This is a genomic window from Methylobacterium sp. 174MFSha1.1 (assembly GCF_900116815.1).
Lineage (GTDB): Bacteria > Pseudomonadota > Alphaproteobacteria > Rhizobiales > Beijerinckiaceae > Methylobacterium.
This window is the reverse complement of sequence record NZ_FPCB01000004.1, coordinates 201,602-221,793: the sequence shown is the minus strand read 5'-3', so window position 1 is coordinate 221,793 and position 20,192 is coordinate 201,602. Positions and strand designations below refer to the sequence as shown.

The window sequence follows — 20,192 nt, the reverse complement described above, 5'->3', positions numbered from 1 at the left end:
CCGCTACCGCCTGAGCAGCCGGCCCACCCCCGCCGCGGCGGCGAGCCACGCCGCCTCGGTCAGGAAGGCGAGCGCCGCTGCCGCCGCCGCGCCCTGGATCAGCGCCAGGTTGTTCTGGGTCTGCAGCCCGACCACGATCGGGGTGCCGAGGGTCTGGGCGCCGGCGAGCGCCCCGACCGCGGCGGTCGCCACCGCGAGGACCAGCACCACGCGCAATGATTCGAGGATCGGCCCGGCGGCGAGCGGCAGCTCGACCCGCAGGAGCGTCTGCGACGGCGTGAGCCCCATCCCGATCGCCGCCCGGCGCACCTCCTCCGGCACGGTGGCGAGCGCCCCGACCGTGCCGCGCATCACCGGCATCAGCCCGTAGGCGGCGAGCGCGAGCAGGATCGGCGGCGCCCCGAAGCCGAGCACCGGGAGCGCCAGGGCCACCACCACCACAGGCGGTGCGGCCTGGGCGGCGGCGGCCAGGGTGTCGAGGGTGGCGCGCAGGGACGCCCCCGCGGCGCGGGTCGCCAGGATGCCGAGGCCGAGCCCGGCCCCGCCGGCGAGGCCAAAGCCCGCGAGCGCCAGGACGAGGTGCTGGCGCGCGAGCCAGGCGAGGCGCCCGGCCGGCACCGGCGTGCCCGCCTGCAGGCCGAGGGTCCGGACGACGAACCCGGCGACCTCCGGCAGGCTCAGAAAAGCGAGCCCTGCTCCGAGCAGAAGCGGCATGAGCGCTCGTTTGACTCGCCCCGACACAATGAAGACCCTCCGCGTCATTCCGGGGCCGCGCAGCGGAGCCCGGAATCCAGAACCTCAGGATTGTCAGGAAAAAACCGAGAGCGTTCCGCTTTATTCTGAAGAAACAGCGGATCTGGATTCCGGGCTCCGCTGCGCGGCCCCGGAATGACACTGAGCATGTTCATAAGGTGGGCGCCAATCAAGCATTCCGTGCGAGTGCGGGTCATGCCGGCTCCCTCCCGCCGGCGAGGAGCGCGAGACCGGCATCGACCGCGAGCGCCAGACCGATCACCGGCAACGCGCCGAGCAGGATCAGGTCCTGGGCGAACTGCGCCATGCCCTCGAAGACCAGCGCCCCGAGCCCGCCGGCCCCGACGAGGCCGCCGAGGGTGGAAAGCCCCACGCTCTGCACCGCCGCGACCCGCAAGGCCCCGATCAGCAACGGCGCGCCGAGGGGCAGGCGCACCCGCAGCAGCACCTCGCGCGGCGTGAGGCCGATCGCCCGGGCGGCGGCGAGCACGTCGGGATCGACCGCCGCGAGCCCGGCGGCGATCCCGCTCACCAGCGGCAGGGCGAGGTAGGCGGCGGTGCCGATCACCGCCGGCACCGGCCCGATGGCGGAGAGGCCGAGGCCGCGCAGGGCCGGCACTAGGGAGAGCAGGCCGGACAGCCCCGCCACCAGGGCAGCGAAGAGCGCGAGGGCCGGCACGACTTGGATCCCGCCGACGAGCCCGTCGACGAGGCGCGAGGCCGGCCCGTCGCGCAGGCGCAGGAGCGCCAGGGGGATGGACGCCGCGAGCGCCAGCAGGAGCGAGGCGGAGGCGAGCCCGAGATGCTGCACGAAGGCCGCCGCCACGGCGCCCGCCCGCGCCCGGTACTCGACCGCGAGCGAGAGCGAATCGAGGAGGCCCGCCCCGGCGATCATCAGGAGGAGGCCGGCGAGTAGCAGGGCGCCGACGAGCCCGCCCCGGCGCGGCAGGGCGGCCCTGGCCGCTTCCGCGGCGAGGCCCGCGAGCGCCAGGAGCGCGAGCCACGCCCCGGACCCGAGGGCGCCGCGGGCCGCCGGCGGCTTGCCCGCGAGGAGCCCGGCCGCCCCCTGCCCGGCTCCGAGCAGCAGCGCGCACCAGGCGGCGAGCGCCGCCCCGAGGGCGGCCCAGGCGCGCCACGGCCCCCGGGGACCGGCGAGCAGCACGGCCGCACCGATCGCGAGCGCACCGGCCGCCGCCCCGGCGAGGCCGCTTCCGACGGGGCTGCCCGGCACGAGGCGGTTCGGCGCCAGGGTGAGGAATGGCAGGCCGGCGAGGCTCGCGACCGCGAGGCCGGCCGCCGCCGCGGGCAGCCAGGCGACGGGCCGCGTCAACGTCCTGCCCGTGCGCGTGCTGGACGTCAGGGTACCGAGGGTCATGGCACGACAATCATGGCGCGAGGGATCCGAGGTAGCGGCGGGCGACCGCCTCCGGGGTGTCGCCCTCCACCGCCACCTGGGCGTTCAACCGCCGCAAAGTCGCGAGGTCGAGGCCGGCGAAGAGACGGTCGAGGGCGGGGGCGATCTGGGGATAGCGGTCGAGGACGGGCGTGCGGACGACCGGCGCCGGCTCGTAGACCATCTGCGCCCCGGCCGGATCGCTCATCACCGCGACGTCGAGGGCGGCGATCGCCCCGTCGGTGCCGTAGACCATGCCGGCATTGACCCCGCTGATGCCCTGCGCCGCCGCCCGCAGGGTGACGGCGGTGTCGCCGCCCGGCAGCATCACGATCCGCTCCCGCGGCATCACGAAATCGTAGGCGCGCTCGAAGGACGGCAGGGCCGCCGGGCTCTCGACGAACTCCGCCGAGGCGCAGAGCTCGATCAGGTCGCGGCGGACCGCGCCGGCGAAATCCGCCATCGTGGCGAGTCGCACGGCCCGGGCGAGGTCGCCCTTCACGGCGATCTGCCAGGTGTTGTTGGCGGGCGCGGGCTTCAGCCAGGTGAGGCCCCGCCCGGCATCGAAGGCCCTGGCCGCCGCGTAGGCGGTGTCGGCCCGGCGCCAGCGCGGATCGGCATCGGTGCCGGAGAAGAAGCCGGCGTTGCCGGTATATTCCGGGTAGGCATCGATCTCGCCGGCGGTGAGCGCCGTGCGCACGATGCGGGTCGGGCCGAGCTGGAGCCGGGCCGTCACCGGCACGCCGAGGCGGGTGAGGACCATCACCATCAGGTTGCCGAGGAGCGCGCCCTCCCCGTCGACCTTCGAGGCGACGACGACCGGCTGGTCGGCAAGCGCGGCCGTGGACAGTGCTGCCGTGGACAGCGCCAAGCCGGCGAGCCCCCCCGCGATCAGACCCCTCCGATTCAAGGGGTGGGGAGTATCTGACGGCCGCTGCATCGCGTCCCAGGTCCGTGCGCTTGACATGTCTGGCTTTCCGGGCGACGGCTCACCGGTGCCGGTCCTGGCGGCCGGCGCGGACCCGCCTGGGTTGCGGGCGGATGGAACCCCTGACGGTCGCGCGGGTGCCGCAGCGGCAGGGACAAATCGATCGGGCCTCGATACGGGGCGTTGAGGGAAAGAACTCCGGCGTGGGCACGGACACAAGCGAAGACCTCCTGAACGGTGCCCGCGTCCTCGTGGTGGAGGACGAAGCGGCGATCTCGATGCTGCTGGAGGACATGCTGCTCGATTTCGGCTGCGAGGTCGTGGGTCCGGCGGCCCGGCTGAGCAAGGCGCTCGAGATGGCCGAGAGCGAGAGCTTCGTCGTCGCGATCCTCGACGTCAACGTCGCCGGCGAGCCGATCTACCCCGTCGCCGAGGCGATCGTGCGCCGCGGCCTGCCGCTCGTGTTCTCCACCGGCTACGGCGGCGCCGGCATCCGCGAGCCCTTTCGCGATCGCCCGGTGGTGCAGAAGCCCTTCAGCCAGCAGGACCTCAAGCGCACCCTGATCGCCGCGATCGCGGCGGGGGGCTGAGGGGCGGGCTGGGGCGGCCGCCTCTTCCGAAGCCCGGCGCCACTCGAAGAACTCGACGGACGAAACACCCTCTCCGTCATTCCGGGGCCGCGCAGCGGAGCCCGGAATCCAGACACGCAGGTCGATCAGGACAAGGCGGTGAACGTTCCGCTTCGTTCTGCATCACCTGTGTCTCTGGATTCCGGGCTCCGCTGCGCGGCCCCGGAATGACGTGGAAAGGTGGAAGGCTCGGTCCCTTCCCGACTTCGCCCTGACTCACATCGTGCTCGGCCTCAGCGCCCGACCCGCTGCGCCGCACCCACCGCCCGCCGCTCCGCCGGCTCGCGCGCGTCGGCCGCCTCCTGTGCCTCGACGCGGCGCTTGAACGCGCCCCAGGCCATCAGCGTGCAGCCGCAGCCGTCGCACTGGATCATCGCGTCGTCGGTGAGGTCAGCCGGCAGCCGGACCCCCGGCGAGCCGCAGGACTCGCATCCGAAACCGCTGCGCATCTCGTGCCCCCCTGCTCCCGGCCGCCATCGCGACTGCGAGCTTAAGCATGCTGCGCTGCACGCGAGATGAACGGATTCCGAGAATCCGGGTTAACGGTCCATCTCCAGTTCGAAGGCCGAGACGACGTGGCGGGGCCAGCGGCCCGGCGCCACGAGCACCGCGTCGGCCCGCAGCGTGAGGCCGGCGCTCCAGGGCGCGCGGGCGATCCAGGCCCGGGCGGCGCGGGAGAACAGCCGGCGCTTGCGGGCGTCGATGGCGGCTTGCGCCGCGTCGAGGGTCGGCCGCGCCTTGACCTCCACGAAGGCGATCACGCTGCCGCGCCGCACGATCAGGTCGATCTCGCCGCCGCCGAGGGACACGCGCCAGGCGAGCGGCCGGTAACCCTTGAGAAGGAGGGCGAAAGCCGCCAGGAGCTCGGCCCGCCGGCCGCGGGCGAGATGAAGGCGGCGGCGCGCGGCGTCAGGCGTCGCCGGCATCGTCGGCGCGGCGGGCGAGGACCAGGGCGCGGGCATAGACCTCGCGCCGCTTGAGGCCGGTCTCGTCGGCGACGAGGCTGGCGGCATCCTTGATCGAGTGGCGGGCGAGCGCCGCCTCGATCCGGGCATCGAGGTCGGCGTCGTGTTCCGGGCCCGGCGCGTCCTCGGGCGCGGTGCCGATCACCACCACCACCTCGCCCTTCGGCGGGCCTGAACTCTCGTACTCGGCGGCGAGGCCCGCGAGGTCGCCGCGGCGCACGGTCTCGAACAGCTTGGTCAATTCCCGCGCCACCGCGGCGGGGCGCGTACCGCCCAAGACCTCCGCGGCGTCGGCGAGCATCTCGGGCAGGCGGTGGGGCGCCTCGAACAGCACCAGGGTGCCGGGCACGCCGGCGAGGACCGCGAGCCGGTTGCGCCGCGCCCCGCTCTTCTGCGGCAGGAACCCCTCGAAGAAGAACCGGTCGGTCGGCAGGCCGGCGGCGACGAGCGCGGTGATCGCCGCCGAGGGGCCGGGGATCGGCGTGACGGCGAGCCCGGCCTCGATCGCGGCCTGCACCAGCTTGAAGCCCGGATCCGAAACCAAAGGCGTGCCGGCATCCGAGACCAGCGCCAGGGCCTCCCCGTCCCTCATGCGGGCGATCATCCGCTCGCGCACCCCCTCCCCCGAATGCTCGTGATAGGCGAGGAGCGGCGTGGTGATGCCGTAATGGGCGAGCAGCGTCCGGGTGACCCGGGTATCCTCCGCCAGCACCGCGTCGGCGGCGGCGAGCGTCGAGAGCGCCCGGAAGGTCACGTCCTTCAGGTTGCCGATCGGGGTCGCCACCACGTGCAGGCCGGGGGACAGGGGCTCGGCCTCGGCGGCGAGGCCGAAGGCGGTGTAGACGGCCGGTCCCCGACTGGTCGCGCGGCCGTGGGAACGTGGGCGGGAATCGTCGCTGCGCTGGGTCATCGCCGCCACAATGCCACGGCTCGGTCGCGCCGCGCCACAACCGGGCGGACGGGAGCGGTCGTTTACTTTTCGGCGGCAGACTTTATGCACCGAGGCATGGATGTTGCTGCCGGGTTGCCGGCGCCGATTCGCGGCGCAGGGCGGCCGGACCGGGGGAGCGGGCGATGGGGGGCATCGGCCTCGACAAGGTGAGGCGTCTCGGACGGGGCGCCCTGGCACTCGCCGGCTTCCTCGGGCTCGCCGCCTGCGGCGGGGTCGACAGCCCGGTCGTCGCCACCCGCACGGCGCCGGCGGTCGAGGCGCCGGCCGTCCCGTCCGGCGACGGGGCGACGCTCGGCGCCGGCAGCGTCAAGGTCGCGCTCATCCTGCCGCTCTCGGGCCCCGGTGCGTCCGTGGGTGCGGCCCTGCGCAACGCCGCCGACCTCGCGCTGCAGGAATCGCAGAGCCCCGACCTGAAGATCCTGGTGAAGGACGACCGCGGCACGCCCGACGGCGCCCGGGAGGCGGCCGCGGCGGCGCTCGCCGAGGGGGCGGAGCTGGTGATCGGCCCGCTCTTCTCCGCCACGGTCCAATCCGCCGCCGCCACGGTGCGGCCCACGGGCAAGCCGGTGATCGCCTTCTCGACCGATACCAGCGTCGCGGCGCGCGGCGTCTACCTCTTGAGCTTCCTGCCGCAGACCGAGGTCGACCGGATCATCGACGAGACCACGGCGGCAGGGCGGCGCTCCTTCGCCGCCCTGATCCCGGAGTCGACCTACGGCCACGTCGTCGAGGCGCAGTTCCGCGAGGCGGTGGCCCGCCGCGGCGGCCGCGTGGTGGCGATCGAGCGCTACCCAGCCGGCAACCCCGCCGCCTCGGTCGGGCGCCTCGCCCCGCTGATCTCCGGCCCGGCGCCGCAGGCCGACGCGCTGTTCCTGCCCGATACGCCGGAGGGCCTCGGCGCCGCCGGCGCGGCGCTGACCCGCGCCGGCTTCAGCCCGGCCCGGGTCAAGCCGGTCGGCACCGCGGTGTGGAACGACCCGCGGGTCTTCGCGCTGCCGGCCTTCCAGGGCGGCTGGTTCGCCGCCGCGGATCCGGCGGGCTTCACCGGCTTCAGCCAGCGCTACCGGGCGAGGTTCGGGACGGACCCGGTGCGGGTCGCGACCCTCTCCTACGACGCGGTATCCCTCGCCGCGGCGCTGAACCGCCAGTACGGATCGCAGCGCTTCGCCGACACGACGCTCACCAACCCCTCGGGCTTCGCCGGGGTCGACGGCACCTTCCGGTTCCGCCCGGAGGGCACCAGCGACCGGACGCTCGCGGTGTTCGAGATCCGCGGAGGCGCCGCGACGATCGTCAGCCCGGCGCCGCGGGCGCTGGGACCGTCGGGGACGTAGTCACGCCGCCAGTTCCGCCACCACCGCGTTGAGCACAGGCGCCCCCTTCGGCGTCGCCGCCAGCCGCGCATCCGGCGTCCGGGCGACCAGCCCGGCCGCGACGAGCCCGGCGATACGGTCCGGATCGAGGGGCCGGCCCTTGAGCGCCGCGTAGCGGGCGGGGTCGATCCCCTCGCGCAGGCGCAGGCCCATCATCAGGAACTCGTCGGCCTGGTCGCTCGCGCTCAAGCGCTCCGTCTCGACGATGCCGTGCCCCTCGCCCTCGGCCCGGGCGAGCCAGGCCTCCGGGTCGCGCTCGGTCGAGGTGCCGGTGCGGCCCTCGGGCAGGACCAGGCGGCCATGGGCGCCGGGGCCGATGCCCGCATACTCGCCGTAGCGCCAGTAGAGCAGGTTGTGGCGCGATTCCGCGCCGGGCCGGGCGTGGTTCGAGATCTCGTAGGCCGGCAGGCCTGCGCCTGAGCAGACCTCCTGCGTCACGTCGTAGAGGATCCGCGCCGTGTCGTCGTCCGGCACGGTGAGCTTGCCGGCGGCGGCCAGCCCGTAGAACGGCGTCCCCTCCTCGATGGTGAGCTGGTAGAGCGACAGGTGCTCCGCCGCCCGGGCGATCGCCTCGCGCAGTTCCGCGGCCCAGGCCTCCGGCGTCTGGTCGGGACGGGCGTAGATCAGATCGAAGGAATAGCGCTCGAAATGCGCGGCGGCGGTCTCGACCGCCCGCATCGCCTCCGCGGTGCTGTGTAGCCGGCCGAGCTTCTTCAGCGAGGGGTCGTCGAGGGCCTGGACCCCGAGCGAGACGCGGTTGACCCCCGCTGCCCGGTAGCCGCGGAAGCGGCCGGCCTCGACGCTGGTGGGGTTGGCTTCCAGCGTCACCTCGACGTCCGGCGCCACGCTCCAGGCGCCCGCCACCGCGTCCAGGAGCGCCCCCACCGTCCCGGGCTCCATCAGCGAGGGCGTGCCGCCGCCGAGGAAGATGCTGGTGACCGTCCGCCCGGGCGCGAGCGAGGCCGCGTGGGCGATCTCCCGCGCGAAGGCGGCCCGCCACCGCGCCTGGTCGAGGCGCCCGTGGCGGACATGGCTGTTGAAGTCGCAATAGGGGCACTTCGCGGCGCAGAAGGGCCAGTGCAGGTAGACCCCGAAGCCGACGTCCCGGGTCGGATGATCGATCATCCGGCGGATGTGCCGCCCCTGCGCCTGCGATGCAAGGGGCTGCGGCCCTACACCGGCAGGCCGTGATGCCGCCGGGCGATCAGGCATTCCGGGTCGCCCGGCTCGCAGGTGCGGCAGACCTCGGGGCGGACCGCGTAGACCTTGCACGCCACGCGCTCGCCGACCCGGCCGTCGAGGGCGGAGCAGCGCTCGCCCTCGCAGCGCATCCGCCCGGCCGGATCGTCGACGTAGATCTCCGGGATCCGGGCGATGTCGGCATCGTCCTCGATGCTGAAGCGGGGCCACTCCGCCGAGTAGGCGCAGCAGGCCCCGCATTCCTGGCAAGAGAAACCTTGGCCCGCGAAGGGGGCTGGGTCGGCGTGAGCCGGGCTCACGGCGACAGGCCCGGCGCCGCGGGCGGGATCGGGCGGGGACGGCCGTCGTCGTCGATCGCCACGAAGGTGAACACCCCCTCCGTCACCTTCTCGCGGGTCTGGGTCCGGAATCGGCGGGCCCAGGCCTCGATCTGGAGCCGCATCGAGGTGCGTCCGGTCGACACCACGTGGGTGTAGACGCAGAGCACGTCGCCGACCCGGACCGGGCGCAGGAAGGTCATGCCCTCGACCGCGACCGTGACGACGCGGCCCTGCGCCCGCTCGACCCCGGCGATGCCGCCGGCCTGGTCCATCTGCGACATCACCCAGCCGCCGAAGATGTCGCCGTTGGCGTTGGTGTCGGCCGGCATGGCGATGGTCCGCACCGTCAGTTCGCCCTGCGGCCGTGCCGCGTCGCTCGCCGTGTCCGTTGTCATGATGATGACGCCCCCTGGTCTCCCGCGCGAGCATAGGGCATCGAGGCGCCGGAGCGCGAGCGCCCCGATTCGCGGCCCCTGCGGTTTCTTCCCTCCGCCGACGGCCCTAGTTTCGGCGCCACGCCATCAGCCGGAGGACGCATCATGATCCAGGGCCATCCCACCAGCGGCGCCGAAGCCGACCGCGACTGCCCGGTTCCCCTCGCGACCCTCGGGGAGATCTACCGGGCCGAGCCGGAGGACCTGCCGGACCTCCTCGACGCCCTGCCGGTGGAGACCCGTGCCAAGCTCGCGGGCTACCTCTACGCCAAGAGCCACACCCACAAGCTCGGCCTCGTCGTCGCCCGCACCTGCGGCAAGGACGACCTGGTGAAGGCGCTCGGCGAGATCGGCGCCGTGGTCCACGGTCAGGCCCACCTGCCGCCGCCCAAGCCCGTCCAGGCCGCCCCGGCGGCGCCCCAGGCCCGCAAGATCAGCCTCGGCGGGTCGGGCGCCAAGCGCAGCTTCGATTGAGCCGCTCCCGGGGAGCGGGCGGCCGACGCCGCTCCCCGGATCCCCCGGCGCGGGCCGGGAGCGCGGAAAACACATTCCCGAAAGACGGTGCTGCCCGCGGGGCAGTTTCGCGCGATGATGCGGCGGACCGGGGCCGTCCTGGGCCCCGGAGGCGTTCCGGAAGAGGGCCATGCACGTCGTCATCTTCATCCCCGGCATCCTCGGGTCGCGCCTCAGCCTCGGCACCGAGGAGGTATGGCCGCCGACCCTGGCGGAGATCACCCTCGGCTACGGCCGCGTCGGCAAGCTCGTCGATCCCGCGGTGGTCGCGACCGAGGTGATCGACCGGGTCTGCCTGCGTCCGGTCTACGGCCCCCTGCTCGCCGATCTGGCGACCCTGGCGGGGCCGGGGGGTACCGTCATTCCCTTCGCGTATGACTGGCGCCGCGACATCCGCGAAACCGCCGCCGCCCTGGCGCGGCGCATCGCCGAGGCGGTGGCGCAGGGGGCGACCCGGGTGAGCCTGGTCGCGCACTCGATGGGCGGCCTCGTGGCACGGCTCGCCGTCGAGGACCCGGCGCAGGCTGGCGCGCCCTGGCTCGCCAAGGTCGCGGACCTGCTGCTCCTCGCCGTGCCGCAGCTCGGCGCGCCGCTGGCGCTCGCCCGGGCTCTCGGCCTCGAGGGCACGCTCGGCCTCGCGCCCGACGACCTGCGCACGATCGCGGCCGATCCGCGCTACCCGGCGCTCTACCAGCTCCTCCCGGCCCCGGGGCAGCAGGCGCTGTGGAACACCCGCCGCGACGCCACCGACCCGCTCGACCTCTACGACGCGGCGGTCGCCGCCACGCTCGGGCTCGCCCCCGCGAACCTGGCTGTCGCCGAGGCGACGCACCGGCGCCTCGCCGCCGGGTCGCGGCCGGCCCACCTGCGCACGGTCCATCTCGGTGCCTCGGGGCACGCGACCTGCCTGCGCGTCGAGGCGGCGGGCCCCCGCCTGCGGATGATCGCGGCGGAGGAGGCCGGCGACGGGACGGTGCCGCTGTGGAGCGCGGTGCCCGGCAGCGCCCAGAACGACGTCACCCCGGGCGACCACGCCGGCTTCTTCACCGACGACCGGTTCCGGACCACGCTGTACCGCCTGTTCGACACGCACCTGCCGGCGGTGCCGTTCGCCAGCGACGATGAGGCGCCGCGGCTGCGCCTCTCCGTCGACGCCTTCACCTACGCGCCCAACGCCGAGATCGACGTGCTGGTCGTGCCGCTCAACCCGGCCCGGCGGATCGACGGCACGGTGGCGGTGCGCGGCTCGGCCGCCACCGGGCCGGAGGCGCCGGCGAGCCCGCCGCAGCCGGTCCGCTACGACGGTCCGCGGGTCACGGCGCTGCGGCTCAAGCTCCGGGCGCCGACGGTCCCGGGCCAGTACCGGCTGGTCTTCGCCGGCTCCCACGCCACCGGCCCGGACGACGCGCCGGCCTTCGCGGTGAGCCGGGCGGTCTGATGGCGGCCGATCGACGGATCCGTGCACTGCGCGAGCGGGCGCTCGCGGTGCGGGCCTGGGCCGAGGGCAACCGGCTGCTCCATGCCGGCCGGCTGCCGATCGCCGGCGGGCCGGAGATCGCGATGGCGACGACCGCCTTCGCCGAGGCCGCGGTCCCCGCCTTCACCCGCAAGCCGATCGTGGCGGTGGGCATGAACCCGGGCCGGGGCGAGGACGGCGCGGTGGTGATCTACACCGCCCGCCCGCTGACCGCCGCGGAGGGCGCGCAGGCGGCGGAGAGCTTCAAGGGCACGGGCGAACTCCTGTTCCGGGTCGCCAAGCCCCCGGTGCTCGACGCCGCGATGCCGGCCGCGCTGGCGGCGCCGCTGCCGCAGGCCGGCCTCGCCGGGCGCTACCCGTGCGGCAGCTCGATCAGCCTCGGCAACGTGCGCGAGGCCGGCACCCTCGGCTGCCTCGTGCGGGACGCCGGCGGCGTGCTCTACGGCCTCTCGGCCAACCACGTCACCGGCGGCTGCTCGAACGCCCGGCCCGGCGCGCCGGTCGTCGGCCCCGGCATCAAAGATGTCGGCGCCGGCCTGCCCGACCCGCGCACGCTCGGCCACCACGCCCGCGCCCTGGCGCTGGTGCCGGGCGACCCCGCGAGCGTGGCGCCGGGCCGCAACCGCGACGCGGCGGTGTTCCGCCTGAGCGATCCCGACGCCCTGTCGTCGAGCCAGGGCGGCCACCACGACACGCCGGCAGCGGCGGCCGAGCCGATGGAGGAGGCGGTGGTCGAGAAGGTCGGCCGCAGCACGGGCCTGACCCGCGGGGTGATCGAGTCGCAGATCGTCGGCCCGTTCCCGGTGAGCTACCGCACCACGATCTACCACTCGGCGGAGGAGGACGCGGAGTTCCGCGGCCAGGTCTTCTTCGAGCCGGTCTACGTGGTGCGCGGCGAGGGCGGGCCGTTCGCGCTCGCCGGCGATTCCGGCGCTCTCGTCACCGCCGGGACGGGAACCGCCCGGCGGGCGGTCGGCATTGTCTTCTCGGGGCGCGGCGCCGAGGAGAGCTACATGCTGCCGCTGAAACCGATCCTTGACGATCTCGGCATGACCCTGGTCTCCGGCCACGGGACGAGCGAGGCGTGACGATGGTCGAGATGGTGCGGGATCCGGCGGAGCGAGCCTCGGTCGCCCTGCGCCGCGCGCTCCTCGACCATCTCGGGCTGCCGCCGGGCCAAGCCACGGTGACGCGCCGGCGCGGCGAGGCCGGCGAGTCCCTGGTGGTGCGGCTCTCCCCCGGCGCCCGGCCGGCGAGCCGGCCGGAGACGTTCGGCGGCCTGCCGGTGACCTACGAGGGCGCCCGCCCGCCCCGGGCCGGGCGCTGGTAGGGTGCGTCAGGCGCTCTCCGTCCCGCACCACTCGGCGACGAACAGCGCCATCGCGGTGGTGATGCGCTTCAACGAGGCGAGGCTCACCCGCTCGTCGAAGCCGTGGATGTTCTCGCTCTTAGGGCCGTAGCAGAGCGCCGGCACCCGGTCGTAGAGGGCGTGGACGCGAGTATCGAGGTAGCCCGCGGTCATGAAGCTCTTCAGCGCGCGGCCGGTGGCCGCCTCGTGCGCCCGGCCGAGCACGGCCTCGGCCTCCGAGCCCTCGTCGAGCACGTAGCCTTCCGCGAAGAAGCCGTGGAAGGTGACGCTCGGCGGGCTGTTCGAGAGAAACGCGTCGTCGCGGGCGAAGGCGGCCACCGCCGCCTCGATCTCGCGGGCGGCCTCCGCCGCGCTGGTGCCCGGATAGATCGCGATGCGGCAATCGATCCGGCACCAGGCCGGCACCGAGGAGGCCCAGTCGCCGCCCTCGATCCGCCCGATATTGAGGTTGATCGGGTGCGCCTCGCCCTCGAAATGCGGGCGCCCGGCCTTGTCCTCGTTCCAGCGCGCCTCGATCCCGCGCAACGCCCCGATCACCCGGTAGGCGGCGTCGATGGCGTTGGCGCCCGTGCCCATCTCGCGCACGTGGACCGGCCGGCCCCGGACCTCGACCCGGAACCACAGGACGCCGGTATTGGCGCGCACCAGCATCTCCTCCTCGGGCTCGGGGATCAGCACCGCGTCGGCGCGGTAGCCGCGCAGGTGGGTCATCAGGGCGCCGTTGCCGGTCGATTCCTCTTCCACCACCGATTGCAGCGTCACGGTGGCGGCGGGCTGGAGCCCGATGCGGCGGAGCGCGTCGAGGGCGTACAGGTTGGCGGCGTGGCCCGCCTTCATGTCGGCGCCGCCGCGGCCGTAGAGCCAGTCGCCCTCCACCACCGGCTCGAAGGGCGGGTGGGTCCAGAGGTCGGCGGGGCCGGCGGGCACCACGTCGACATGGGCCTGGAGGATCAGCGAGCGCCCCGTCTCCTCCCGCGGCCGGTGGATGCCGACGACGATCGGTGCCTCGGAATGCTCGGGACTGAATTTTGCTCCGCCCGGATGCGCCTCGATCCGCTCCCGGTCCATCGCGAAGCGGTCCATGGCGTAGCCGCGTTCGCGATACTCACGGAACACGAAATCCTGGATCGCCTGCTCCTGCCCGCGGGTCGAGGGGAAGCGGATCAGCGCCTGGGTATGGGCGATCTGATCGGAGAAACCGTCGGCGACGGCCGTGATGATGCGGTCGCGCAGGGCGGGGTCCAGGGGCATCGGGGGCTCCGTAAAGGCGGCGTTCCCGTCATAGCCCGTGAGGGGGTGCAGCATCTATGCGCTGGAGGCGTAGGGGCTTGCGCGCTGCAATGACATCAGCCTCCCCACCCTTTCCCGGACGACTGAAGCGAAGCGGAAGGAGATCCGGGATCCAGCGGAGGAAGTGCCGCGAAGCGGCTCCATAGTTGCGCCGTTGCAGACACACGGACGCTTCACGGCTTTTTGCGCTGGATCCCGGATCTCCTTCCACTTCGTTCCAGTCGTCCGGGAATGGGGTTGAGAGTATCACGCCCCCAACCGCCCGATGATGTGGTCCGCCACGCGCAGCGAGTTGGCGATGATCGTCAGCGTCGGGTTCACGGCGCCGATCGACGGGAAGAAGCTCGCATCGGTCACGTAGAGGTTGTCGAGCTCGTGCGCCTTGCAGTCGAGGTCGAGGACCGCGGTCGCCGGGTCGGGACCGAAGCGCAAAGTCCCGGCCTGGTGGGCGGTGCCGCCGATCGGCACGTCCTTGCCGAGGTAGAGCGAGCGATCGAACAGGTGCGGATGGATGTCGAGCTTCGCGCACAGGTCGCGCAGCTTGGCCTTGAGCCGGTGCAGCGCCTCCTCGTTGGTCTGCTGCAAGTCGAGCCGCACCTTGTCGCCGTCGTAGAAGATCCGGTTCCCCGGGATCGGCAGGTCCTCGGTGGTGAGCCAGAAATCCAGCGAGTGCTTGGCGAGCCAGTCGAACGGCTTCTCCGGGAACCATTGCAGGAAGCCGGGCAGGCCCTCGCCGTGGATCTGCGTGCCGTCCGACTTGCCGACCATCTGGATGTGGCCCAGCGGGAACTCCCAGTCGTCGGCGCCGAAGTAGAAGTCGTTGAGGCCGAGCGTCTTCTGGAACTTGGTCGGGTTCGGGGTGCGGGAGATCGCCAGCACCGTCGAGTTGTTGTGCCGCATGTAGTTGCGGCCGACCTGCCCCGAGCGGTTCGCCAGCCCGTGCGGGTGGGCGTCGCTGGCGGAGCGTAGCAGCAGCAGCGCCGAGGACAGGGCGCCGCAGGCCGCCACGACGATGTCGCCGGTGAAGGTCTCGGTCGCGCCGCCGCGCCTGACCTCGACGCCGGTCACCGTCCGCCCGGACGGGTCGGTCAGCAGCCGGTCGACATAGGAATTCGTCATCAGGGTGAGGTTGTCATGCGCCGCCAGCGCCGGGTCGACGCAGACGATCTGCGCGTCGGCCTTGCCGTTGGTGATGCAGGGATAGCCGTCGAAGGCGTCGCAGCGGATGCAGGCCGAGTGCGGCAGCGGCTTGCCGTCCCGCTCCTCCAGCCGCACGCCCACCGGCAGGTGGAACGGGTGGTGGCCCTCGCGCTTCAGACCGTCGAACAGCTCCTGGATCCGGGGTTCGTGGGTGATCGGCGGGTAGGCGTAGGGTTTTGGGGCGGGCGGCTCGGTCGGGTCCTCGCCGCGCAGGCCGTGGACGGAGTAGAGTTCCTCCGCCGCCTGGTAGTAGGGCTCGAACACGTCGTACTTCACCGGCCATTCCGGCGAGATCCCGTCCGGGTGGCGGATCTCAAAAAAGTCCTTCTCGCGCAGGCGGAGCAGGACCGAGCCGTAGACCTTGCTGTTGCCGCCGACGAAGTAGTGCAGGCCGGGATGGAAGCTGGAGCCGTCGGCGCCGTACCACGTCTCCGGCGCCTGGTAGCGCGCCTCGACGAAGACCGCCTGGCTGTCCCAGTTCTCCCGCTCGCGGGGCAGGTAGTCGCCGCGCTCGAGCAGCAGGATGCGCTTGCCGGTCTGGGCCAGCCGCCACGCCATGGTGCCGCCGCCCGGCCCCGAGCCGATGATGACGACGTCGTAGTGCCGGTTCTCGCTCATCGGCGGTCGTCCCTCCTGCGGCCGGCGCGGGATGATCCGGGCCGCTCGATCGCGCGAGGCGGATATGGCGGGGCTGGCGCGAACGTCGACCCGCTCCAGTTAGCTTTTCGCAGTGCGAAACGAAGGCAGCGGGGTTCCGGATCGATGGCCAGCTTCAGCATCGCAGTCGCCTTCGGGGTCCGGCTCCTCCTGGTGATGCTGTTCCTGCCATTCAGCGCCCTCGACAAGATCCTCAACTTCCGCGGCGCGGTCGGCCAGGCGAAACAGGCGGTGCACGCCACCGCACCCGCCACGGCGCTGATCCTTGCCGGCCTGTTCGTCGAGATCGTGATGTCCCTCGGCATCCTCACCGGCATCGCCGACCGCTTCGCCGCCTTCGTGCTCGCCGGCTATTGCGGCGTCACCGCGCTCCTGTGGAAGCAGTTCTGGAAGCCGGGCGATTTCTGGTCCGGCGGCAAGGGGCGCGAGCTTTTCTGGGATTTCTGGAAGAACCTCGCGCTCGCCGGCGGGTTTCTGCTCGTCACCTTCGGCACCGGGGCGAGCACCGTCGAGACCTTTTTCTCCGACCCCTTCGCCTCGTCGAAGCCCTACAGCGTCAGCGAGACCGCCCGATGAGCGACGACAAGCCCAAGATCCCCTACTGGCACCTCTGGGCCGACGCGGACGGGATCAGCCACCAGACCCGGTGCGCCTTCACCGAGTTCGAGGAGAAGTCGATGTCGCCGCCGGCCCCGCCGCAATGGCAGGGGCAGAAGACCCATGACGGCGCCACGGTCTTCGTCACCGTGCAGCCGGTCGGCTGGACCGGAGACTGGCACCCGAACCCGAAGCCGCAATGGATCATCCCGCTCTCGGGCCGCTGGTTCGTCGAATCGATGGACGGCACGCGGGTCGAGATGGGTCCGGGCGAGATCTCGTTCGGCGAGGACCAGAATGTCCGCGAGGTCGACGGCAAGAAGGGCCACCGCTCCGGCACGATCGGGGACGAGCCGGCGGTGCTGATGATCGTCCAGTATGATTCGCCCCCGACGACGGGCGCGGCCTGCCGGTTCCGGTGACGCCATGGACGGGTTCGAGATTCATGACGAGCGCTTCAAGCACTACATCCTGGGCAACGCGCCGCTCGAGATGCTCGGCTCCGGCTTTCGCTGGATCGAGGGCCCGGTCTGGATGGGTGACGCCGATTGCCTGCTGTTCCAGGACCTACCGCGCAACCGCACGATGCGGTGGATCGAGGGGGCCGGCTTCTCGGTCTACCGCGCGCCCTCGAACTACGCCAACGGCCAGACCCGCGACCGGCAGGGCCGGCTGATCGCCTGCTCGCATCGCGGCCGCTGCCTGTATCGCACCGAGTACGACGGCACGGTCACGACGCTGGTCGAGCGCCATGCCGGGAAGCGGCTGAACTCCCCGAACGACGTGGTGGTGAAGTCCGACGGCACGATCTGGTTCAGCGATCCGGTCTACGGCATCGCGAACGACTACGAGGGCGGACGCCAGACCTCCGAGCAGCCGCCGGCGCTCTACCGCTTCGATCCGGCGACGAACGAGATCCAGGTGATGGCCGGCGATTTCGACGGTCCGAACGGCCTCGCCTTCTCGCCCGACGAGCGCCGGCTCTACGTGGCGGAGACCGGCGACCAGTCGAAGCCGAACCCGCGCCAGTACATCCGGGTCTTCGACGTCGCGCCCGACGGCGCGCTGTCGGGGGGCGACATCTTTCATAAGATAGAGCCGGGCTATTGCGACGGGATGCGGGTCGACGAGGACGGCAACGTCTGGTCGAGCGCCGGCGACGGCGTGCATTGCCTCAGCCCCGAGGGCAAGCTGATGGGCAAGATCCTGGTGCCCTACACGGTCTCGAACATCACCTTCGGCGGGCCGACCAAGAACCGCCTGTTCATCGGCGGCTCGCACACGCTCTATTCCATCTTCCTCGACAGGCGCGGGGTGCAGACGCCGTGACGGCGCCTGCCCCTCGGGCCCTGCGCCTCGCCCGCATCGTCCTCGTCTCAGGCGATCCGGACGCGCTGGCGGACTTCTACCGCATGGCTTTGGCCTTCACCGATGCCGAGGCGCCGCCGGATTCGGGCGTGGCCGGGGTACGGATCGTACCGCTTCGCCTCGGCGACCAGCGCCTCGACCTCGTCGCGGCGACGCCGCCGGGCCGGCCCTATCCGGGCGACGTGCCGGGTTTCAGTCCGCTGTTCCAGCACTGCGCCATCATCTTGTCCGACATGGCGGCGGCTCATGCCCGCCTGTCGGCCCATCCGGGCTGGCACCCGATCTCGACCGACGGGCCGGTGCGGCTGCCCGACTCGTCCGGCGGCGTGACCGCGTTCAAGTTCCGCGACCCCGAGGGCCATCCCCTCGAATTCCTGGCCTTTCCGCCCGCGGCGACGCCCGAGGCGTGGCGGCGGCCGGATGCGGCCGGTCCCTGCCTCGGCCTCGACCACTCGGCGATCTCGGTCGCCGACACCGCCCGCAGCGTCGCGTTCTACGAGTCGCTCGGGCTTCGCGTCGCGTCGCGCTCGCTCAATACCGGACCGGAACAGGCCCACCTCGACGCCGTCGCCGACCCGACGGTCGAGGTGACGGGTCTCGGCTTCCCGGACGGGCGGCCGCCGCATGTCGAGCTGCTGTGCTACCGCGGAGACCTCCCCCGTCCGACCTCCGACCTCGCGATGAACGACGTCGCGGCGACCCGGCTGGTGATCGCGATGGCGGATGAGGGGGCTCTGGCGGCGGCCTGCGCAGCCCATGCCGGGCGATTGATCTCGGGCGGAGTCGGCCCGCAGCCAGGCGGCGGTGCGGATGCGCTGCTGCGCGACCCGGACGGGCATCTGGTGTGGCTGACGGTGGAATAGAAAACTAGCCGATCACCTGTGGAGATCCAAGGCGCGTCAATCGCAGTCGCGATAGACCGAATATTCTCCGTGTCATCCCGGGGCTCGCTGCAAGCGAGAACCCGGGATCCATAACCGCTGGCGGGAGACAATGAGGTGGATCGCGTCCCTCTTCATCCTGGAGCGTCAGCGGTTATGGATCCCGGGTTCCGCTTCGCGGCCCCGGGATGACCAGGAGAGCAACATTACCGTCGATCGAGCTGACACACGTGTCAGAACAGGCACGCGTCTCCGCTCAACGGCTCACGCCGACCTCCCTCCTCGACCTGCCGATGCCGCACCACCGTGAACCCCTCCTCTTCCGCCGGCGGCACGAAGTAGCGCGTGAACAGGTCGAACTCCTCGTCGCTCACGGTGAATTCATGCGTCCCGGCCGCGTTGTGAGCGTCACGGGGATGCAGACAGCCGAAACCCGGCCCGACGGATCAGGCCGGGAGGTTAATTCGGCGCGGCAGCGCGACGGGACGCGGGAAGGTCATGGGGCGATCGTGACCGCGGCTTGTCCCCGGGGTCAAGCGGCCGGGACGATGTCGGGCCGCCAGGATCCGGCGGGCTGGGCCCGGCGAGCGAGCGGCGCGGGGGTGCCGTGCCCGCTGTGGCGCTGCAGCGCGAGCTCGGCGCCGCGGCGCGACTGCTTCAGGGCGACGAGGCCCGACCAGCGCATCGCCACCTCGTGGCGCGCCACGAGCCGGCCGGCGGCGTCGTAGCGGCGCCAGCCGCAGCGCTCCCGGCCGTCGTCGTCGTTCTCGTCGTAGGTCTCGTAGCGGGCGACGAGCGTGCCGGCGGCGTCGAACTCGTCGTGGTACCAGCACACGCCGTCGGTCGGGGCGCCGCGGCTGCGCGAGCCCCGGATCACCAGGCGATGCTCGACGGGGATGCGGAAGATCGTCTCGAAGACGGGCGGCTGGAACAGCATGACCGTCGATACCCCCCTGACGTCGTGTCGCCGAATGGTTAGCGAGCGACAGGGTGCGATGCAGCATAACCGCCGTCAAGAGCACGGCGTTGCGGCAGGCGATGCTATTCGGGAGTCGACGGGTGCTCCTTTGGTCCAAGATGCCCTAGCTTCCGCGGCGGTGAGGCAACGGCCAAGGAATTTCGACGATGCGGGGCGGGACACGGCGCGGCCGGGAGCGAATCGTTTCGAGGCTGATCGCGCTGGCCTGGTTCGCGGGCGCAGGAAGCGCGCTCGCCGCCGAGGGCGATTGCTACGATTACGGTTCGCTCGGGGCCGGCTCCGGTCCGAGCCTCGGCACGATCAAGCCCGGCGAGGCGCGGGTGCCGTTCGTACAGGGCGCATCCGGCCGCAAGGGCTGCCCCGGGGCCGATCCGGCCTGCCGCGAGAAGGCCTTCCTGGTGCCGGGCAACACCGTGATCCTCGGCGGCACCGTGCCGGGCTTCGTCTGCGCCACCTACGTCGGGCAGAAGGGCGCGGTCCGCGCCGGCTGGCTGCCGGAGAACGCGGTGGCGCGGGAGCCGACCCCGCCGGCGCCGGCGCCGAAAGACTGGACCGGCACCTGGACGGCGCCGGAGCAGACGATCAGGATCCGTCCGGGGAAGACCGCCGGCACCCTTGCGGTCGAGGGCGACGCGACCTACGGCACCCTCGATCCCGACCGGGTCCGCCGCGGCGCCGTCAACATGGGCAGCGTCGCGGGCGAGGCGGCGCCGAGCGGTCACACCCTCGCCTTCACGATGGGGGACAAGGGCACGCTTCCCTTCACGGCCGGCGCGCCGACCGATTGCCGCCTGCGCCTGCAGCTGCTGTCCCCGTTCCTGCTCGCCGAGGACAACAGCGCCTGCGGCGGCCTGAACGTCACCTTCGCCAATGTCTATCGCCGCACCAAGCCCTGACCCGGATCAGCAAGGAGC

At 72.7% G+C, this 20,192-nt stretch carries 24 protein-coding genes; 11 read left to right on the top strand and 13 right to left on the bottom strand.

The genetic code is table 11. From position 1 onward, the window contains the following. Positions 1-3 precede the first annotated feature (3 nt). The 3 genes from BM430_RS01045 to BM430_RS01035 form a co-directional block, all read right to left on the bottom strand. Positions 4-714, bottom strand: coding sequence for an ABC transporter permease subunit (locus BM430_RS01045; protein ID WP_093564433.1), 711 nt, complete (start codon positions 712-714; stop codon positions 4-6). A gap of 232 nt (positions 715-946) precedes the next feature. Further along, positions 947-2,083 carry an ABC transporter permease subunit gene (locus tag BM430_RS01040; protein ID WP_244539244.1) on the bottom strand — a complete coding sequence of 379 codons (1,137 nt, stop codon included), beginning with the start codon at positions 2,081-2,083 and terminating at the stop codon, positions 947-949. A gap of 55 nt (positions 2,084-2,138) precedes the next feature. Then, a complete protein-coding gene (locus BM430_RS01035) occupies positions 2,139-3,017 on the bottom strand; it encodes a glycine betaine ABC transporter substrate-binding protein (RefSeq protein WP_348273067.1) in 879 nt (292 codons plus the stop codon). Between the two features lie 260 nt (positions 3,018-3,277). Between BM430_RS01035 and BM430_RS01030 the strand changes: the two genes are divergently transcribed. Further along, positions 3,278-3,664, top strand: coding sequence for a response regulator (locus tag BM430_RS01030; RefSeq protein WP_093564427.1), 387 nt, complete (start codon positions 3,278-3,280; stop codon positions 3,662-3,664). A gap of 272 nt (positions 3,665-3,936) precedes the next feature. On the opposite strand, the gene BM430_RS01025 is transcribed toward BM430_RS01030, so the two are convergent. The 3 genes from BM430_RS01025 to rsmI all read right to left on the bottom strand — a co-directional run bounded on the left by BM430_RS01025 (position 3,937) and on the right by rsmI (position 5,578). After that, positions 3,937-4,152: a hypothetical protein gene (locus BM430_RS01025; protein WP_093564425.1), complete on the bottom strand. Its 216-nt coding sequence runs from the start codon at positions 4,150-4,152 to the stop codon at positions 3,937-3,939. Positions 4,153-4,242: 90 nt separating this feature from the next. Further along, positions 4,243-4,629, bottom strand: coding sequence for a YraN family protein (locus BM430_RS01020; protein ID WP_093564740.1), 387 nt, complete (start codon positions 4,627-4,629; stop codon positions 4,243-4,245). Beyond that, entirely contained in the window at positions 4,613-5,578 is a 966-nt protein-coding gene (gene rsmI, locus BM430_RS01015; RefSeq protein ID WP_093564739.1) for a 16S rRNA (cytidine(1402)-2'-O)-methyltransferase, read from the bottom strand. Before rsmI ends, BM430_RS01020 begins: the two co-directional genes overlap by 17 nt. Before the next feature lie 164 nt (positions 5,579-5,742). On the opposite strand from rsmI, the gene BM430_RS01010 reads away from it, so the two are divergent. Next, positions 5,743-6,954, top strand: coding sequence for a penicillin-binding protein activator (locus tag BM430_RS01010; protein WP_093564423.1), 1,212 nt, complete (start codon positions 5,743-5,745; stop codon positions 6,952-6,954). On the opposite strand, the gene hemW is transcribed toward BM430_RS01010, so the two are convergent. From hemW to yciA, 3 genes are read right to left on the bottom strand one after another with little or no spacing between them, the layout of a single operon-like run. Next, positions 6,955-8,118, bottom strand: coding sequence for a radical SAM family heme chaperone HemW (hemW, locus tag BM430_RS01005; RefSeq protein ID WP_093564421.1), 1,164 nt, complete (start codon positions 8,116-8,118; stop codon positions 6,955-6,957). Between the two features lie 47 nt (positions 8,119-8,165). Then, on the bottom strand, positions 8,166-8,492 hold the full coding sequence (locus BM430_RS01000; protein ID WP_093564419.1) for a YkgJ family cysteine cluster protein: 327 nt from the start codon (positions 8,490-8,492) through the stop codon (positions 8,166-8,168). Further along, positions 8,489-8,908 carry an acyl-CoA thioester hydrolase YciA gene (gene yciA / locus BM430_RS00995; protein ID WP_093564417.1) on the bottom strand — a complete coding sequence of 140 codons (420 nt, stop codon included), beginning with the start codon at positions 8,906-8,908 and terminating at the stop codon, positions 8,489-8,491. Before yciA ends, BM430_RS01000 begins: the two co-directional genes overlap by 4 nt. A 144-nt stretch (positions 8,909-9,052) precedes the next feature. Between yciA and BM430_RS00990 the strand changes: the two genes are divergently transcribed. The 4 genes from BM430_RS00990 (at position 9,053) to BM430_RS00975 (ending at position 12,267) form a co-directional block, all read left to right on the top strand. Further along, entirely contained in the window at positions 9,053-9,421 is a 369-nt protein-coding gene (locus BM430_RS00990) for a hypothetical protein (RefSeq protein WP_093564415.1), read from the top strand. A gap of 169 nt (positions 9,422-9,590) precedes the next feature. Beyond that, positions 9,591-10,898, top strand: a complete 1,308-nt coding sequence (locus BM430_RS00985; RefSeq protein WP_093564413.1) for an esterase/lipase family protein — start codon at positions 9,591-9,593, stop codon at positions 10,896-10,898. Further along, positions 10,898-12,025 (top strand): hypothetical protein, encoded by a 1,128-nt coding sequence (locus BM430_RS00980; protein ID WP_093564411.1) that lies wholly within the window; start codon positions 10,898-10,900, stop codon positions 12,023-12,025. Before BM430_RS00985 ends, BM430_RS00980 begins: the two co-directional genes overlap by 1 nt. Continuing rightward, the gene (locus tag BM430_RS00975; RefSeq protein ID WP_143131910.1) at positions 12,022-12,267 is read left to right on the top strand and encodes a hypothetical protein; all 246 of its coding nucleotides are present in this window, start codon (positions 12,022-12,024) and stop codon (positions 12,265-12,267) included. Before BM430_RS00980 ends, BM430_RS00975 begins: the two co-directional genes overlap by 4 nt. A 6-nt stretch (positions 12,268-12,273) precedes the next feature. On the opposite strand, the gene BM430_RS00970 is transcribed toward BM430_RS00975, so the two are convergent. After that, on the bottom strand, positions 12,274-13,557 hold the full coding sequence (locus BM430_RS00970; RefSeq protein ID WP_093564407.1) for an ArgE/DapE family deacylase: 1,284 nt from the start codon (positions 13,555-13,557) through the stop codon (positions 12,274-12,276). A gap of 285 nt (positions 13,558-13,842) precedes the next feature. After that, complete coding sequence (locus tag BM430_RS00965) at positions 13,843-15,414, bottom strand: GMC oxidoreductase (RefSeq protein ID WP_093564405.1); 1,572 nt, start codon at positions 15,412-15,414, stop codon at positions 13,843-13,845. A 144-nt stretch (positions 15,415-15,558) separates the two neighbouring features. Between BM430_RS00965 and BM430_RS00960 the strand changes: the two genes are divergently transcribed. The 4 genes from BM430_RS00960 to BM430_RS00945 are packed head-to-tail and all read left to right on the top strand — an operon-like array spanning position 15,559 to position 18,281. Continuing rightward, positions 15,559-16,029, top strand: coding sequence for a DoxX family protein (locus tag BM430_RS00960; RefSeq protein ID WP_093564403.1), 471 nt, complete (start codon positions 15,559-15,561; stop codon positions 16,027-16,029). Then, positions 16,026-16,472, top strand: a complete 447-nt coding sequence (locus tag BM430_RS00955; RefSeq protein WP_093564401.1) for a cupin domain-containing protein — start codon at positions 16,026-16,028, stop codon at positions 16,470-16,472. The genes BM430_RS00960 and BM430_RS00955 overlap by 4 nt, the downstream gene beginning before the upstream one ends. A 4-nt stretch (positions 16,473-16,476) precedes the next feature. Beyond that, positions 16,477-17,379 carry an SMP-30/gluconolactonase/LRE family protein gene (locus BM430_RS00950; protein WP_093564399.1) on the top strand — a complete coding sequence of 301 codons (903 nt, stop codon included), beginning with the start codon at positions 16,477-16,479 and terminating at the stop codon, positions 17,377-17,379. Further along, the gene (locus BM430_RS00945) at positions 17,376-18,281 is read left to right on the top strand and encodes a VOC family protein (protein WP_143131909.1); all 906 of its coding nucleotides are present in this window, start codon (positions 17,376-17,378) and stop codon (positions 18,279-18,281) included. The genes BM430_RS00950 and BM430_RS00945 overlap by 4 nt, the downstream gene beginning before the upstream one ends. Positions 18,282-18,532: 251 nt before the next feature. On the opposite strand, the gene BM430_RS34455 is transcribed toward BM430_RS00945, so the two are convergent. Both BM430_RS34455 and BM430_RS00940 read right to left on the bottom strand, forming a co-directional pair. Then, positions 18,533-18,673 (bottom strand): hypothetical protein, encoded by a 141-nt coding sequence (locus tag BM430_RS34455; RefSeq protein WP_177302878.1) that lies wholly within the window; start codon positions 18,671-18,673, stop codon positions 18,533-18,535. A 158-nt stretch (positions 18,674-18,831) separates the two neighbouring features. Further along, on the bottom strand, positions 18,832-19,236 hold the full coding sequence (locus BM430_RS00940) for a hypothetical protein (protein ID WP_244539243.1): 405 nt from the start codon (positions 19,234-19,236) through the stop codon (positions 18,832-18,834). 188 nt (positions 19,237-19,424) lie between these two features. Here BM430_RS00940 and BM430_RS34450 point away from each other — a divergent pair, with 188 nt between their 5' ends. Beyond that, on the top strand, positions 19,425-20,174 hold the full coding sequence (locus BM430_RS34450) for a hypothetical protein (RefSeq protein WP_093564397.1): 750 nt from the start codon (positions 19,425-19,427) through the stop codon (positions 20,172-20,174). Positions 20,175-20,192: the final 18 nt, after the last annotated feature.